The organism is Saccharobesus litoralis (assembly GCF_003063625.1).
Lineage (GTDB): Bacteria > Pseudomonadota > Gammaproteobacteria > Enterobacterales > Alteromonadaceae > Saccharobesus > Saccharobesus litoralis.
Genome location: NZ_CP026604.1, coordinates 4,441,783 through 4,457,838 on the forward strand (window position 1 = coordinate 4,441,783; position 16,056 = coordinate 4,457,838).

At 40.8% G+C, this 16,056-nt stretch carries 19 protein-coding genes and 1 pseudogene; 8 read left to right on the top strand and 12 right to left on the bottom strand.

The features are described 5' to 3' along the window. Nucleotides 1–515: 515 nt before the first annotated feature. Genes C2869_RS16485 through C2869_RS16505 form a run of 5 tightly spaced genes read right to left on the bottom strand, consistent with a single transcriptional unit; the run spans nucleotide 516 to nucleotide 3,580 of the window. Nucleotides 516–968: a GNAT family N-acetyltransferase gene (locus C2869_RS16485; protein ID WP_108603988.1), complete on the bottom strand. Its 453-nt coding sequence runs from the start codon at nucleotides 966–968 to the stop codon at nucleotides 516–518. Further along, the gene (locus C2869_RS16490; protein ID WP_108603989.1) at nucleotides 968–2,116 is read right to left on the bottom strand and encodes a cupin domain-containing protein; all 1,149 of its coding nucleotides are present in this window, start codon (nucleotides 2,114–2,116) and stop codon (nucleotides 968–970) included. Before C2869_RS16490 ends, C2869_RS16485 begins: the two co-directional genes overlap by 1 nt. An 18-nt stretch (nucleotides 2,117–2,134) precedes the next feature. Beyond that, complete coding sequence (locus C2869_RS16495) at nucleotides 2,135–2,440, bottom strand: peptidylprolyl isomerase (protein WP_329604275.1); 306 nt, start codon at nucleotides 2,438–2,440, stop codon at nucleotides 2,135–2,137. A 36-nt stretch (nucleotides 2,441–2,476) separates the two neighbouring features. Continuing rightward, on the bottom strand, nucleotides 2,477–3,013 hold the full coding sequence (gene msrA / locus C2869_RS16500; RefSeq protein WP_108603991.1) for a peptide-methionine (S)-S-oxide reductase MsrA: 537 nt from the start codon (nucleotides 3,011–3,013) through the stop codon (nucleotides 2,477–2,479). A gap of 45 nt (nucleotides 3,014–3,058) precedes the next feature. Continuing rightward, entirely contained in the window at nucleotides 3,059–3,580 is a 522-nt protein-coding gene (locus C2869_RS16505) for a DUF3465 domain-containing protein (protein WP_108603992.1), read from the bottom strand. Between C2869_RS16505 and C2869_RS16510 the strand changes: the two genes are divergently transcribed. Next, nucleotides 3,579–4,127 (top strand): NADAR family protein, encoded by a 549-nt coding sequence (locus C2869_RS16510; protein ID WP_228710689.1) that lies wholly within the window; start codon nucleotides 3,579–3,581, stop codon nucleotides 4,125–4,127. The two genes, C2869_RS16505 and C2869_RS16510, sit on opposite strands and share 2 nt — an antisense overlap. Nucleotides 4,128–4,221: 94 nt before the next feature. Here the strand turns inward: C2869_RS16510 and C2869_RS16515 are convergent, their stop codons facing one another. Genes C2869_RS16515 through C2869_RS16530 form a run of 4 tightly spaced genes read right to left on the bottom strand, consistent with a single transcriptional unit; the run spans nucleotide 4,222 to nucleotide 6,705 of the window. Continuing rightward, nucleotides 4,222–4,722: a YcgN family cysteine cluster protein gene (locus tag C2869_RS16515; protein WP_108603993.1), complete on the bottom strand. Its 501-nt coding sequence runs from the start codon at nucleotides 4,720–4,722 to the stop codon at nucleotides 4,222–4,224. 3 nt (nucleotides 4,723–4,725) lie between these two features. Continuing rightward, a complete protein-coding gene (locus C2869_RS16520; RefSeq protein WP_108603994.1) occupies nucleotides 4,726–5,391 on the bottom strand; it encodes a fumarylacetoacetate hydrolase family protein in 666 nt (221 codons plus the stop codon). Continuing rightward, a complete protein-coding gene (locus C2869_RS16525) occupies nucleotides 5,391–6,422 on the bottom strand; it encodes a lytic murein transglycosylase (RefSeq protein WP_108603995.1) in 1,032 nt (343 codons plus the stop codon). The genes C2869_RS16520 and C2869_RS16525 overlap by 1 nt, the downstream gene beginning before the upstream one ends. After that, nucleotides 6,409–6,705 (bottom strand): YcgL domain-containing protein, encoded by a 297-nt coding sequence (locus C2869_RS16530; protein ID WP_108603996.1) that lies wholly within the window; start codon nucleotides 6,703–6,705, stop codon nucleotides 6,409–6,411. Before C2869_RS16530 ends, C2869_RS16525 begins: the two co-directional genes overlap by 14 nt. A 188-nt stretch (nucleotides 6,706–6,893) precedes the next feature. Here C2869_RS16530 and minC point away from each other — a divergent pair, with 188 nt between their 5' ends. From minC to C2869_RS16560, 7 genes and pseudogenes are all read left to right on the top strand, one after another. Next, entirely contained in the window at nucleotides 6,894–7,658 is a 765-nt protein-coding gene (minC, locus tag C2869_RS16535) for a septum site-determining protein MinC (RefSeq protein WP_108603997.1), read from the top strand. Nucleotides 7,659–7,684: 26 nt separating this feature from the next. After that, nucleotides 7,685–8,494, top strand: a complete 810-nt coding sequence (minD, locus tag C2869_RS16540) for a septum site-determining protein MinD (RefSeq protein ID WP_108603998.1) — start codon at nucleotides 7,685–7,687, stop codon at nucleotides 8,492–8,494. 3 nt (nucleotides 8,495–8,497) lie between these two features. Beyond that, nucleotides 8,498–8,761 (top strand): cell division topological specificity factor MinE, encoded by a 264-nt coding sequence (minE, locus tag C2869_RS16545; protein ID WP_108603999.1) that lies wholly within the window; start codon nucleotides 8,498–8,500, stop codon nucleotides 8,759–8,761. Nucleotides 8,762–8,867: 106 nt separating this feature from the next. Further along, entirely contained in the window at nucleotides 8,868–9,482 is a 615-nt protein-coding gene (locus C2869_RS16550; protein ID WP_108604000.1) for a LysE family translocator, read from the top strand. Between the two features lie 36 nt (nucleotides 9,483–9,518). Continuing rightward, nucleotides 9,519–10,016 (top strand): annotated as a pseudogene (locus C2869_RS23160) (hypothetical protein); the annotation flags it as partial. 54 nt (nucleotides 10,017–10,070) lie between these two features. Next, on the top strand, nucleotides 10,071–10,559 hold the full coding sequence (locus tag C2869_RS23165) for a GGDEF domain-containing protein (RefSeq protein WP_408011899.1): 489 nt from the start codon (nucleotides 10,071–10,073) through the stop codon (nucleotides 10,557–10,559). A 231-nt stretch (nucleotides 10,560–10,790) separates the two neighbouring features. After that, entirely contained in the window at nucleotides 10,791–12,191 is a 1,401-nt protein-coding gene (locus C2869_RS16560) for an IS4 family transposase (protein WP_108602231.1), read from the top strand. A 116-nt stretch (nucleotides 12,192–12,307) separates the two neighbouring features. On the opposite strand, the gene C2869_RS16565 is transcribed toward C2869_RS16560, so the two are convergent. The 3 genes from C2869_RS16565 to C2869_RS16575 all read right to left on the bottom strand — a co-directional run bounded on the left by C2869_RS16565 (nucleotide 12,308) and on the right by C2869_RS16575 (nucleotide 15,717). After that, nucleotides 12,308–12,865 carry a rhomboid family intramembrane serine protease gene (locus C2869_RS16565; protein ID WP_108604002.1) on the bottom strand — a complete coding sequence of 186 codons (558 nt, stop codon included), beginning with the start codon at nucleotides 12,863–12,865 and terminating at the stop codon, nucleotides 12,308–12,310. A 206-nt stretch (nucleotides 12,866–13,071) separates the two neighbouring features. Continuing rightward, nucleotides 13,072–14,586 carry a sensor domain-containing diguanylate cyclase gene (locus tag C2869_RS16570; protein ID WP_108604003.1) on the bottom strand — a complete coding sequence of 505 codons (1,515 nt, stop codon included), beginning with the start codon at nucleotides 14,584–14,586 and terminating at the stop codon, nucleotides 13,072–13,074. Between the two features lie 90 nt (nucleotides 14,587–14,676). Then, nucleotides 14,677–15,717, bottom strand: a complete 1,041-nt coding sequence (locus tag C2869_RS16575; protein WP_228710690.1) for a glucosaminidase domain-containing protein — start codon at nucleotides 15,715–15,717, stop codon at nucleotides 14,677–14,679. Nucleotides 15,718–16,056: the final 339 nt, after the last annotated feature.

Sequence of the window (16,056 nt, forward strand, 5' to 3'; positions counted from 1 at the left end):
CGGTTTGCAGGCTTGTAGGCGAGACTTTAGTCTTGCTCTTTTGGGTTAGGTTTGCAGGCTCAGCAAGCATAAATGCTCGCCTACAGGGTTAGGTTTGCAGGCTTGTAGGCGAGACTTTAGTCTTGCTCTTTAGGGTTAGGTTTACAGGCTCAGCAAGCATAAATGCTCGCCTACAGGGTTAGGTTTTCAGGCTTGTAGGCGAGACTTTAGTCTTGCTCTTTTGGGTTAGGTTTGCAGGCTCAGCAAGCATAAATGCTCGCCTACAGGGTTAGGTTTTCAGGCTTGTAGGCGAGACTTTAGTCTTGCTCTTTTGGGTTAGGTTTGCAGGCTCAGTAAGCATAAATGCTCGCCTACAGGGTTAGGTTTGCAGGCTCACAAGCATAAATGTTCTACAAAAAATTTGTTTTTTGAAAGCTATTTTTCCACAAATAGTCGTTGAATGACCTTCAGCGAAGATATGAAACAACCTCTGGCTTATCAATTTCGTTACGCTGAATAAATCGTTTCAATAATCACTAATGCAACCAATCCCAACTCACGGGTTGAAAACGGTTAACCGGACAAGATAGTTTTTGTCTGGGTACGCCCGCTTCCATAAAAACACGGCCGCTACATTGAAAACCACCTTTGCGGCAGCTCTCAACATGGGCAATATCGGCACAAATAGTCAAAACATCAAAGTTTTTACGCTGAGCTATTTCCGCTAACGCTTTAAATACCTCATCCGCCGCGTTGGTTTTACGGCGAGAAGCTATCACCGCTACTCGGCTTAAATAACCGTCAGGGCATAATCGTCCGGTGGCAACGGGTAACTCGTCATCGTACAGTACGACGTGGTCCGATACCGAGTCTACCTCATCAAATTCAACCGCTCTGGGTATCCGCCATTCGTAAACGAATACCGTACTACGAATGTCTTTAATTACTTTGGCTATTTGCTGCCAGCTAGAATGTTCAATCCGCGTCATTAGTCATTCAAAGTGTATAAAAAACCTTGATTGACCAGTCTAGTTAAAAGATCGAGATTTTCTCGCTTGGTTTGGAACTTTTTTAACTGGTCGGATGAGTATAGATTTTGACCCGTAATCAGTTGTATTAAATCCTGAGAAACCCCATCAATATTGAGCTTTTCACCATTGACATATAAACTATCGGCAACTACCAGTGTTCTTAATCCCCCTAGTTTTCGCCATTGTTCATCCATATCCAACATACTTTGTATGTCATCAATTTGATAATGCGGTTCAGGTTGATGAATATCCAAATCATGTTTTGCCGTACTGAGGTACTCACCTAACCATAAATTGAACTTTTCATCATCTTCAATACAGGCTTGCATCAGTTGTTTGATCGCAGCTTTATCCGCTGAACTCACTTGACCTCGGTTTTTCTCATCAACGGCAATCAAGTTTGGATCAGCATAACGTTGTTTAAAACATTCTTCGGCTAATGCAAAATCGGCAAATGATGAAATAAAGTCTTGTTGATTGGGCGCGCGAAAACCAACCGAGTAATTAAGCGCATTCTCGATGGCGTAACCTTCATGTGGACACCCAGGTGGAATATATAATACATCACCAGGTTCGAGTATTTGATCAATACAAGCTTCAAATCCTTCCACTTGCAATAGATCAGGGTGAGGGATTTTGTCTTGCACAGTCTGACGCTCTCCCACTCGCCAGTGGCGTTTGCCCATTCCCTGAATAATAAACACGTCATACTGATCTAAATGTGGCCCTACTCCACCATTTGGCGTGGAAAAACTCACCATTAAATCATCAATTCGCCAATTAGGTATAAAGCGAAACGCATCAACTAAATCAGCGCCTTCTTGCCACCAATGATCAACAGCTTGAACAAGTAAGGTCCAGCCCTGCTCACCAAATTCGCTGTAATCTTCAAATGGCCCATGTTCAACGTGCCAGCTTTCGCTTTTTTCCGTTATCTGCCGCGCGATAACGCGTGATTCGATTTCTTGCTCTGCTGCCAACCCTGCTAACTCGTCAGGCTCAATGGGATCTTGAAAATCAGTAAACAAACCTTTCAACAATACGGGTTTCTTTTGCCAATATTCGGTTAAAAATGCTTGTCGGTCAAAATGTGAGAGTTGATACATATTTGTACTCACCTACCCTTAACTACGATATAAAACTTTAATAATGTGATAGCCAAATTTGGTTTTAATAGGGCCTACGGGTTTGAGTAACTCAGCTTCAAAAACCGCTTTTTCAAACGGCTTAACCATTACGCCCCGACTAAACTCGCCAAGGTGACCACCTTTTTTCGCGGTGGGGCAATTAGAGTAACGACGGGCTAAATTACCAAAGTCTTCACCTTTGTCAGCTTTTTGTTTGATCTCGTGAGCCAGTTTTTCATTACGAGTTAATATATGTAGGGCTGCGGCTTTAGTGTCTTTACCGAGCTGTCGACGCATTCTCATGTTGATTTGTTTCTCAATTATAATGGGGTTAACAAACTAGCTTTTTAGGGCGTATTCGTAGCGTTGTCTAAATTTGCTTAATTTTGGCGCAATCACCAAAGCACAATACGGCTCTTGTTGATGGCCAACAAAATAATGCTGATGATAATCTTCAGCTGGATAAAAAGGTTGAATGGCGGCCAATTCAGTAACGATAGGATCAAAAAACACATCACCAAGTTCAAATTCACTGATAGCTTGCTCTGCTAAACGCTTTTGCTTGTCATCATGATAAAAAATCACCGACCTATACTGACGACCAACGTCATTGCCTTGGCGATTTAATTGTGTTGGATCATGCAAACTAAAAAAGAAAGTCAGCAAGGCTTGAAAGCTGGTCTGCGTATCATCAAAAGTCACTTGCACAACCTCGGCATGTTCAGTTAAGCCTGAACAAACCGCTTTATAATTAGCCGTTTGTTCACTGCCGCCACAGTATCCTGAAATTGCACTTTCAACCCCTTTGATGGCGTTAAATGCAGCTTCAATACACCAAAAACACCCACCGCCGAACGTCGCTATTTGTTGTGCCATGTCTTAAATCCAATCTCTAATTTAGTCATTATTATAGCAAAGCGTTTATTGATAAATCTTGCCTTTATGCAACAACCAGCCTCCAATATGTTTACCTTTAGGATCGTGATGGGTCCAGTGGATGACTCCACCTTTTTTGTTCCATTCATAAACCCCGTAAAACGTCACGTCATCACCGACTTTCAACTGATTTAGGCGTGGGGCTAAATCAATATTGTGGGCGATTAATAAAGTTTGTTTAGTCGTTAATTGCACAATAAAACGTTGATGCTGACTGCCTTTAACATCATCTTTTAAAAGTCGAATAACCACGCCCTGCCCTTTGATCTGTAATTTTTTTGCTCGCTCTAAAAAGGCTTGCTGTAAGGCTTTGTCAGCTAACTGAACTTGACTATCGCTTAATACCGTAACGAGTTGCTTAGCTGACTGAGATTTAAATATATCAATTTGCGCATAACCAAGCGGAATAAAACACAATTGAATTAACAAAAAGAATTGAAAAAAGACTCGCGAAAACGGCCAACATCTCAAGTATGTAAAGGCGTAGCTAAGCGATGAAACAGGCATGCAGACATCCATTAAGCTTATTGTTATGATGAGCGCCATATTACCCTATTCAACCCTACGACAAAACATGCCACTATTTGCTCACGTAAATGAAAATGCCCACTTTTTCTCCATGAATGACGCTGCACATGACTGGAGCCGCACTTCAAACCACGCATTTGAATTGGAAGGTGTAAACTGGCCAAGCGTCGAACATTATTATCAAGCCATGCGCTTTAGCGATGAAAGCTACCGTGAACAAATACGCCAAGCCGATTTAAAACAAGCCATTAAACTCGGTAAAGCTTGGTTTAAGAAAAAGCGCAGCGATTGGAAAAAAGTCGAAACTGTCGTGATGACTCGCGCCCTGTATACTAAATTTAAAACCCACCCTGAGCTGAGTGATTCATTACTGGCAACGGGTGAAGAAAAATTGATTGAATCAAGCTTGTATGATCATTTTTGGGGGTGCGGCCGCGACCAAAGAGGCGACAATCACTATGGCCAGGTTTTAATGAATATTCGCGCTAAACTGCGCCAAGAAATAACGCCAAATACGCCAGAATAAACCCCAGCGTTATCAATAATTACCTATCAATAAGCGCAGGGATAAAGATTGAGCAACAAAAATCAATTTGGACTCATTCAGCTAATCCATTCACCTAATCCAATTCCTTCAACGGCCAAGTCACAATTCTGTCTTCAAAGTCTTCCATATCAATTTGATTGTCTTTAATCGTTTTACCGCGAATTGACATGCCAGCCTTGTGCATGGCAGTTTTTTTACCTTTATTTAATAGCGGGTGCCAGCTCGGAATATCTTTGCCCTCTTGTAAGCGACGATAGGTACAGCTGGGCGGCATATAAAAAACGTCTTTCAAATTATCCTTGGTTAATTTGACGCAATCTGGCACTAACTTTTGCCGTTTGCTGTAACAAGTACACACACAGGTTTTGTCGTTTATATATTGGCAAACAATATCTGTATAGGCCAATTGCTCGTCTTGATGGATCACTTCGGTCGTCTGCATGTCATCCGTTTCAGCGTCATCAATAAACTTATGTAAACAGCATTTGCCACATCCGTCACACAGGGCTTCCCATTCTTCATCGTTCATTTGCTCTAACGATTTGTGTTGCCAAAAATTAGGATCTAACGCCATCGACTACTCTACCTGTGTTACAAACTGATATTGCTCAGCTAAGGTGACAATCAGTTGATCACCACTATGCAAAGCCCCCACTCCCGCCGGCGTGCCTGTAATAACAACGTCACCCGGCAACAAGGTAAATTGTTGTGATATTTCAGCAATTAAATTAACAATACTGCGGATCATATGGCTGGTGTTACCTTGTTGGCGAATTTCACCATTCACTTCAAGGGCAATTGAGCAAGCTTGTGGATCGACAAAATCTTGTTTGGCAATAAAAGTTGATAAAGGACAAGAGCCATCAAACGATTTCGCGCGCTCCCATGGTTTACCCATCTTTTTCGCCTTTGCTTGTACATCACGCAAAGTTAGGTCTTGAGCGATGCCATAACCCCATATGGCTTGTGGCACTTGTGAGGCTTCAACTTTGCTTAATGGCGCTTGAATTAATACTGCTAATTCAGTCTCGTTATGACATTGGCCTAAATTTTTAGGAGTTGTAAAAGACGGCGATAAAGGCACGATCGCAGTATTAGGCTTCATGAATAACATGGCCTGTTCTGGGTCCACGTTACTGTTCATTTCCGCGATATGGTCTGCATAGTTTTGACCCACACAAACCACTTTACCAACAGGCAAATCAATGGATTTACCATCAAATGTTTGATGCTTGTATAACATTAGTTCACTTTTGGGTAAGCAATGCGATCAGACAAATAGCCAACCGTTGTCACAAAATAATAAGAACGGTTCCAATGCATCAGTACTTTGTAGTTGTCGTAGGCCAAATAGATACGGCCTTTTTCACCATCAGGGATCATCATTGCCGCTTTAATATCCACTTTAGGTAAGTCGCTTCCATCTGCGCGACGCACACCTAATGCTTGCCACTGGGCTAAGGTTTTTTCTGTTTTATTCCATTGCTCTAACCAATGGCTGCGACCGCGGGTTTTTTGTGGCACTGCATGTTCAAAATCAAACCCGCTTGGTACTTTAACCTGACGTCCCCAAGTTAAATCGTCATTCCAGCCTTCATTGGCAAGGTAATTTGCGGCACTGGCAAATACGTCTCCCATATTGCCCCAAACATCTTTTATGCCATCGCCATCATAATCAACCGCGTACGCTTTAAACGAACTTGGCATAAACTGCACTTGTCCCATGGCACCTGCCCATGAGCCTTTAAGCTTCTCATAGGGTACTTTTTCATATTGCAAAATATCGAGTGCATTCCATAGTTCTTTTTTAAAGAAAGCTTCACGGCGGCCATCAAAACATAAGGTCACCAAAGAAGAAATGAGTGGATACTTGCCTTGATATTTACCAAATGCCGACTCCAAACCCCAAAGAGCAACAATAAAGCGCGGTTGTACTCCGTACTGCTGACCAATTTTTTCCAGCATAACTTGGTGCTTTTTATATAAATCGCGGGCTTTTTTGACTTTCCACTCAGGCACGCGTTTTGGTAAGTAAGTTTCTAGCGTTTCAACAAATTCAGGTTGATTACGATCCGCTTTGACAACTTTCTTTTTAAATACGACGTTACTAAATGCTTGCTCAACAATACCTTGCTCGTAACCTTTCGCTAAGGCTTGTGATTTTAATCCAGCAACATATTTATCAAATTCTGCTTGTGACTGTGCCCAAGTTGGCACTAACGCTGTACTAACAATTAGGCTTAGGGCGACAAGCCCTTGTTTAATTATCTTCATTGAGTTTTCCTTGCGCCTTTAATCGCGCTTTGTGCTCTTTTAATAAATCTTCTTGTGGCGGCGGTAACTGGACGAAGTAACCTTTATCTTTTAACTCTTGTTTGACTTTTTCTATATCTGAAATAGCCAACTTGCTGCGACTCGCTAAGTTAACAATAGTCACTAGCTCTGGGGTGCCAAACATAGTCAATAAAGATTCTGGCACTTTATCAAAATTGTCTCTTTGTTCGACAAACAGATAAGTATCTGGTTTTTTGTTACTTTTATAAACTGCGGATAACACCTAAATAAACCTCGTCACTACATTCGATTGAACATGTTTTATGCTTGCGCTGTAAGCGGTGAGACTATACCATTGATGGGTAAAATATAAGAGCCTGATACCAAGATTTTACGAATAAAATCCAAACTGAATTTTTCATCAATTACAGGCTTTGTTTCATCATAATAAATAGGCTTTCATTCTTCAGTATGTCCCAAGCAGGAATAGAACTCAAAGGCAGTAGCTTCACTTTATCTGTGCTGCATATTTCCACCACAGATTTCAGCGAGTTACGCCAGGCACTGGCCGCCAAAATAGACCAAGCTCCAAAATTTTTTGAGATGGCGCCTATCGTGGCCAATATCGAACCCATTGCAGAGCAAGACAGCATTGACTTTGTCGCATTAAAAAATGCACTTGAATCATTAAAACTGGTCCCTGTAGGTATTACAGGTGCAACTGACCAACATAAAGCCGCGGCAAAAGAAGCGGGTTTAGCAATTATGATTGCCGCCAAAGCCAATGCAGCGGAAAATCAAGCTAATGCTCAGCCAGTGCAAAAAGTTGTTGAGCGGGTTGAAGTGCCAGTAATAGAAAAAGTCAAAGTCGAAGTTCCGGTTGAAGTTAAAGTACCTGAGTACATCCCTGCTATGCAGATAACGCAAAATGTGCGTTCTGGTCAGCAAGTGTATGCCAAAGATACAGACTTAATCATCATAGGTTCTGTAGGCAATGGCGGTGAAGTAATAGCCGACGGCAATATTCACATTTATGGTTCATTGCGTGGTAAAGCCATGGCAGGGGCAAAAGGCGATAGCAACGCCAAAATTTATTGTCACAATATTCAGGCTGAATTAATTAGTATTAACGGCACATATTGGACAAGCGAACAACTACAACAACACTGCTGGCAAAAAGCCGGCTGTATAGAACTCGATGGCGAACAGCTATCCGTTAAAGCGTTAACCGAATAAATATAATAGAGGATTGAGGTAGAACAATGGCACGAATTATCGTTGTGACATCAGGTAAAGGTGGTGTAGGAAAAACCACATCCAGCGCCGCCATAGGTACAGGTTTAGCCCTTCAAGGTAACAAAACCGTAATTGTCGATTTTGATATTGGTCTTCGTAACCTTGATTTAATCATGGGTGTCGAGCGTCGCGTGGTTTATGATTTTGTCAATGTCATAAACGGTGAAGCCAACTTAAATCAAGCAATGATCAAAGACAAACGTGTTGATGGCTTATTTATTCTACCCGCTTCACAAACTCGAGATAAAGACGCATTAACCCGAGAAGGGGTTGAGAAGGTCCTAGACGAATTAAGCGAAGAGTTTGACTACATTATTTGTGACTCACCAGCAGGTATCGAACAAGGCGCATTAATGGCTCTTTACTTTGCCGACGAGGCTATTGTAGTGACTAACCCTGAAGTGTCTTCGGTTCGCGATTCAGACCGCATTTTAGGCATTTTGGCGTCGAAATCTCGCCGTGCAGAACAAGGGCTAGAGCCAGTTAAAGAAAATTTATTGTTAACTCGTTATAACCCTGAGCGTGTTGAACGCGGCGATATGTTAAGTGTTGAAGACGTTAAAGATATTCTTGCAATTCCTTTACTTGGTGTTATACCTGAATCACAAGCGGTACTAAAAGCGTCTAACTTAGGTGAGCCTGTAGTATTGGATGAGCAAAGCGATGCTGGCCAAGCGTACTTAGATGCCATTGCTCGTTTACAAGGTGAAAATATCGATTTTCGCTTTTTAACTGCTGAGAAAAAAGGCTTACTAAAACGCATATTCGGGAGCTAGGCTATGTCATTATTAAATTACTTTCGTAAAGATAAAAAGCCAGCTGCATCAGTAGCCAAAGAAAGGCTGCAAATTATTGTGGCTCACGAACGTAACACCTTTCGTCATAATGGTCCTGATTACTTGCCCGATCTCGAGCGAGATATTTTGGCGGTTATCCGTAAGTATGTCGACATCGACACTGACGCGGTTAGTGTACAACTCGACCAAAAAAATGACGACTTATCCGTTTTAGAACTAAACGTGACATTGCCAGACGAAAAATAATCAACAAGCCATGCCTTAGGCTAGCTTGTATCCTCAATTAAGGCGCAATTTGCGCCTTTTTTACTGCCTAAGCCCCAACTCGCAAAGTTAAACAACATAACTAACAATGCTCAGCCAACAAGCCTTACTCTTTATTCCTACTTTCTTTTTAGTGTCTATATCCCCCGGAATGTGTATGACTCTAGCACTGTCGTTGGGAATTCAATTGGGTATAAAAAAGACCTTATGGATGATGCTAGGCGAACTAACGGGCGTAGCCGTGGTGACTTTAGCCGCGGTATTCGGTGTTGCCTCAGTTGCCCTAACCCTACCCAAAGTTTTTATAATATTTAAAATAGCGGGTGCCTGTTATTTAGGCTATATCGGCATTCAAATGTGGCGTGCTAAAGGAAAATGGTCTTTCTCAATTAAACATACCAATAACAGTGAAAAAAAGCACCTTATCAGCCAAGGCTTTGTTACTGCCGTCGCTAACCCTAAAGGTTGGGCATTTATGATTGCTTTACTGCCGCCTTTTATCGACGACCAACTAGCACTAGCTCCACAACTTTTTACTTTACTGCTTATCATTTTAAGTATCGAATTCTGCAGTTTAATGCTTTACGCAACGGGTGGAAAAACCTTAGCCAACCTATTAAGTAAAAATAATAACATTAGTTTATTAAATAAAATATCTGGTGGGTTAATGATCCTAGTTGGTGTTTGGTTGGCTATCAGTTAGTATTAAATTTATTAGCAGGCCGAACAACAACATCGAACGCCAACCATCATGAAAGATGCAGCCTCACTGATCAGTAACATGCGCCAAAATGAAGAAATAGCGCGTAAGTTATTCGAAATAGAAACAGAGATCCTAACCTGTAAAAACAGTAACCAATTGTTTAATACTTTGTTTACTTCCCTACAGGAAAAGTTCAATTTAGGCGGGGTGTTTTTATTATTAAACGACACAGCATCAGTTGAGGTACTAAATGCCAGCAGTACCGCCAGTTTAAATAAACAGTTTTTTGCACAACATGAAAATGTGTTTACCGCTAAACAACGGCAATTTGAACGCTATTTAGATGGCATAAAAATCACCCTAACCAATCGCATTCATGAAGTCCCGGGGCTGCTGCCAGCCAAAATCCTGAAAAACTATAAATCGTTAGCAAACATTCCTTTGTATGTTGAAGGGCGTTTATTTGCCAGTTTAATTTTTACTGATCAAGCACCTGATCGTTTCCATAAAAATCTAGGCACTTATCACCTAGAGCAGCTAGCGGTCAAAATTTCGCTTTGTATTACCAATGTCATTGCCCGCGAAAAGCTGGAGTTTTTAGCCTCACATGATCCATTAACTGGCATTAAAAACCGCCGCAGCTTAGAAGACAAAATGGCGACAGAGTTGTCGCGCTTTAAACGTTATGACACGCCCTTCTCGGTGGTGTTTATTGACGTCAATAAATTTAAGCCAATTAACGACACCTACGGCCATGATTGTGGCGACAGAGTTTTACAATATATTGCGTTTGAACTATCCAGTTTAATCAGAGCCAGTGATGAAGTTTATCGATTTGCTGGCGATGAGTTTGTCATTACATTGGCCAATCAAACTCATGAAGAAGCCATAGGCGTAGCCAACCGTTTAACCGAACACTTTACCGAGCGAACATTTAAATACGCAAACCACGAACTACAGCCGCGAATCAGCTGCGGTACAGCCGAATGTATGCAAGGTGATCATATGGATGAACTACTAAAACGCGCCGATCACGCATTATACGCAGTAAAAAAACAGCTGGCCGCTCACACCTAATGTTATATAGTCAAAGCGATCAGGTTTTAAGGGAAGCCGTCAAAGCTACCGCGTCCTGCTCACGCCCCTTACCTGCATCCATGCAGGCAAGCTTCGAGACCCCATGAGCATATGCTCTACTATGTGATTGGGGCTGCCTAAAGGGATTTAGGCTGTCTCTTATACACAAATATTTTATATTTTTATAACTCTATGATCTAATACACATTTTATAGATGTAAGGTCATATTAATGTTTAATTCAACTACAGAAGAATGGGCCAATTCAATTTTTGGAAATGCTGAACTAGGCGATTCAAGAAGAACTGACCGATTAGTGAAATTCACAACAGATATGGCCAACCATGCTGGTAATTCTGTTGTTAGTGCGAGTGAATACCCAGCCTCAGTTGAAGCGGCTTATCGTTTAATTCGAAATCACGCTGTTCGACCAGAACACATTGCTCTGTCAGGGTTTAAATTCACCGATACTATTGTCAAAGAAAGGCCGTTAGTACTTGCTATTCAAGATACAACAGGGTTGAGTTATCGGCATTCTATTTGCGATAAACTGGGTAATGCCAGCTCAGCAAAAAAATCAGCTAAGAATCCTCAAGGGCGTTCGTTATTTGTTCACTCTACACTCATGATGGATGCTGATTCTGAGCAGATACTTGGGTTAGGGAATCAATATTATTGGTTTCGAGAGCAAAAAAACTCAGAAAAAAAAGAAGTGCTTCAACAACGGCCAATAGAAGAAAAAGAAAGCTACAAATGGCAGCAAAATATAGAAACACTGTCAGCTCGAATGGGTTCTTTAAGCAATGTAATAGATGTTTGTGATAGAGAAGCTGATATTTACGAATATTTAGATTATCAAAAACAACAAGGGAATCGCTTTCTTGTACGAGCGAAAGAGAACCGTAAACTTAATTTACCTAAAGGCTGTTTAAACGATGCAGTTAAAACGATGTCAGCCAAAAGCCATTATACGGTGCACGTGCCGCAAAAAGGTGGAAGAAAAGCTCGAGATGCAAATGTCGCATTAAGTTATAGAAGTATCACCATTAACAAACCCAAAAGAGCGACTGGTTCGGCTGAACTAACGGTTAATATGATTGTGTGCCAAGAAGTTAATGCCGAGAATGAAGACGAAAAGTTATGTTGGGTGTTATACACATCAGAACCGATCACTTCAGACGCGCAAGCTAGAAAATTAGTGCGTTTTTATGAATTACGCTGGCGTGTGGAAGACTTTCATAAAGTCTGGAAGTCTGATGGCACTCAAGTTGAAAAACTAAAGATGCAAGGTGTAGATAACTTAAAGCGAGTGGCTATAGTTCAAGCATTCATCGCAATAAGACTCATGCAGTTACAGCAGTTAATCAAGAATAAAGAAGCAGCCCGCAACATATCATGTGAGAGATTATTACCTCAATTGTTGTGGAAACTGTTATGGAAAAAAATAGAAAAGAAAACAGAGCTCCCCCAAGAGCCGCCGTCTTTGTATTGGGCTTATTATGCGATTGCCAAAATAGGTGGGTGGTATGATAGTAAAAGAACAGGCCAAGTGGGTGTAAAAGCTATATGGGTTGGCTGGAAAAAGATCATGATATACGCCGAATCTTTAGAACTTATACAAGCGTTAGATTGAGTATAAGCTTATGAAAAAAATGTGATCAAGAGACAGGGATTTAGGTAGTAGGACGACGCAGGAGCTAAAGTCGAGAGTAAGCGCTGACAATGAACCATAAGACCTGAGCGAGAAGACTATGATTGTTGCTTAGCCTTGCCTAAATATGCCGCCGCGACAATACCGGCAAAAGCACCAAATAAATGAGACTCGAACGAAATGGGTGAGCGTAACGAAAATAAGCTGACAAACATACCACTGTACAATAAGAGCACAGCTATCGCTGTCCCTATGGCCTTCCAGTCTCTTTGGTAATAGCCCAACGCCAATAAAAAAGCCCACCAACCGAATACCAGACCACTGGCACCAATATGAAAGCTAGAACGTGCAAATAACCAAACTAGACCACCACCTAAAGCCATAATAATAAGCGATGCTTTCGCGAGTTTACGAGGGCCGTGTACCGATAGAATTAAGCCTAAAATGGTCAATGGCACAATATTGCTGAGAAAGTGCCAAATGCTGGCATGTAAAAATGGCGCTGTAATAATCCCTACGAGTCCAAATAAATCACGCGGATATATTCCTAAATGATTTAATATGCGGCCGGTGAGTAAGTTTAATATTTCAACCGCAATCACTAATCCAATAAACTTAAACAGTAAATCAAACCTATCTGACAACAACTTTTTCATTAACTAATCAATAAATTAAAGTAAAAAACAGGGCTTATTCTAACGTAACTATTCACTAACGTAACGATTCAACATCTCAATTAGCGGGCTTTTATAAGATACAATACAATAAGCCTTGTTGTATGGTGAGAAAGGTTTGCAGGCTCTGCAAGCATAAATGCTCGCCCACAATACTAATTGAGCAGCTTAAATCAACAAATATGGGTTTAACTAAAACAATATTGATTTTTACCGTTGCGTTTGGCTTGATACATTGCCGTATCGGCAAGTTTAATGACTTGCTCTAAGTCGGTTTGATTTTCATCAACCATGCAAATGCCAATACTGACTAAAATAGCATAATTGGTAACACCCAAGTCGAGTGGCTCTGCTAGTTTTTTCAAAATGACTTTAACAATACTTTCGGCATTACTCGCTTTATGCACATCCATCAGCAATATATTGAACTCATCGCCACCTATACGCGCACAATGATCAGTATTACGAACAACATTGCGAATGACATTAGCCGTATGAACCAATACTTTATCACCCGCATCATGGCCATATGTATCATTAACAAACTTAAAGTCGTCTAAATCAATATAAATAAAAGCGTGCCTTTGTTGGTTACGTTTAGCCAAAGCAATTGCCTGTTTAGCATTTTCAAAAAATGCTGTGCGATTCTCTAATCCGGTTAACGTATCGTAGTAAGCTAATTGGTGAAGTTTTTGCCCTGCTATTTTTTTATCGCGATTATTCAATGTGGTGCGCATTTGATCCGCTAAGCCGGAGACAAAAATAATTTCATCAATTGACCACTTGCGACAATTTTTCGCCAACACACTGAAAAAGCCGACTAACTCATTGTCGTACTTAACCGGAAAAATAAGCGCGGCCTTAGCTTGATATTGAGTAATGAATAAATCTTTAACCTCTGTATCAAGCCTTTGCGCGGCAATGTCTTCATAATCCAAGCACAAACTATTTTGTAAGTCATAAATAAATTCTGCTGGAAATTCAACAACTTCATTTTGCGGTTTGACTAATGTTGGCTCTGTTGTCGCATCCAATTTATAACGAAATTGTTTAAGCAAACAATGATAAATAACATTGTCAGTAAACAAGCCACTTTTTAATTTATTACAGACAATATCAGCCGCTTGCTTAACATCGCCATCCATTACACTGTCACTGGTTGATAACTCAAAAGTGATAGATTGCTGAAATTGAGTTTTTTCTAATACCTTGACACGGTACTCTTCACTGCGCTGCTGCTCAGCTAAAGTGGCTTCTAATTCTTGTTTTGCTTGCTCTAACTCTTGCGTGCGGTGTGATAATAAACTTTCTATTTGACGCTCAGTTTCAATCGTTTCTGTATTGTCGAATATAATACCGTGTAGGTAATAACTATCACTTTCTGTACAGTTAACCTTGTGACCACGCTCGGTCAACCAATAAGTTTGGCCATCCACTTTTGCCCGATAACTAATCTCATATTCACTTTTACCGTCACCACCAACCTGATTTAATTGATGAAAAAACGCTTTAACTTTTTCTAGGTCTTGCTCTGCGATATAACCTAGCGGATTGTCGACAGCTTGCTCGACTGTTGAGCCAAACAACCGTTTTACAGCACCGTTAATCACAATAAAATTGCGGGCGCTATCGAGCTTAGCCTTGTAGATAACAACAGGCAGTTTGTTTAAGTCGCTAGCGGTTAAAGGCGTGGTTAATGTCATTAATAAAGTCTAAGCTGGCACTAATCCGCCAGCTTTAAAATTTGTTTATATTCAATAATATAGTCTATGAATGACAAAAATTAGTTATTTTTACAAATAAATATAATAGCTTAATTGTGAAGACGAATTAGCCAGTACAGCTTCATCATATTTCTGCAACTTGTTATAGCGTATTAAACTTTGAACGCCATCTACATAGTGTTGACCGCGCTCAGAATATTTATCTAACGTAGTAGCAAGCGCAAGCCCTGTCGAAGGTTTACGTAACATGCGATTTTGATGACGTAACTGTCGCAACTTAGCGTAAGCTCGATTTCGATTAAGGTTCAGCATATACCCTTTAACTGAATCCAGTGGCGATTTAAATCTAGCTAAGCCATAGTTCCCCAATTCGGTTCTTTGTTCCTTAGGGATCATGCCCTTGCCGCTAAAATCCCATTGGCCAAATAACGCGTTACCTTCAAGCGTAAAGCGAGATGTAGCCCAACCACTCTCTTCTGCGGCTTGAGCTAAAGCCAATGACGGCGGTACGATATCAACGCGTCTGAGTAGCTGTGTTCTATGCTTGCTAGTCAGTTTTTCTCCTTTGCTTAATGCTTTACGGGTAATAACTCCGTATTTAATGCATAACTCTTTAAAAGGTTTACTTTTTAGCGATAGAGTTGCCGCAGAACGGCGCTCAGACAATATTGCTAAATTAGATTGCAAAACCAAGGGGAGCATCAAGCGAAAAAACTGTGTCTTTTTAAATTGTACCGGCCGAGTCGCATTAATATATAACCAAGTGGTACTGACATCTTGTAAAAAGACCCGTGGCACTTGCAACGCATATTCCCCCTGACGCGCATCTTGGTATAACTTATCTAGCAAAGCGCCAAGCTGCTCAGCGGTTTCAGGGGCATAATGACCGGGTTTAGCACTCGGTATAGTCGTAAGTAGCTGAGTTAACTCCTCACTTTGCTTAGGCTCAGTTGACGATGGTGAGCGTTTTACATCTTGCCCTTGGTCAGTTGTTATCGGTTGGCAAGCCGCTAACAGGCTAGCCAGTAATAACAATAAACTTATATTTCTCAGTTTATCCGCAGCTAAAAACATGAATAAATGGAACTTTGGGAAGTCAAATATGGGCATACACACCTTTTTCTTATAAGACTTTGAGCTAGATGTAACACATTACATCTGCGTTATGCCTTCTATAGTCTTCTCGCTCAGGTCTTATGGTTCATTGTCTGCGCTTACTCGCCCCAATCACATAGTAGAGCATATGCTCATGGGGTCTCAAAGCTTGACGGCTTCCCCTAAAACCTGATCGTTTTGACTATATTATAGGATTGGACTGCTCTTTTCCCAAAACCATTCTTTGAATTTGATATAAAAATCAGAATTCGATAACAATTTTATCTAAAAACGATCTTTATATTAGGGTTAACTAATATAAACTAAACACATTACATTAGATAAACCTAATAT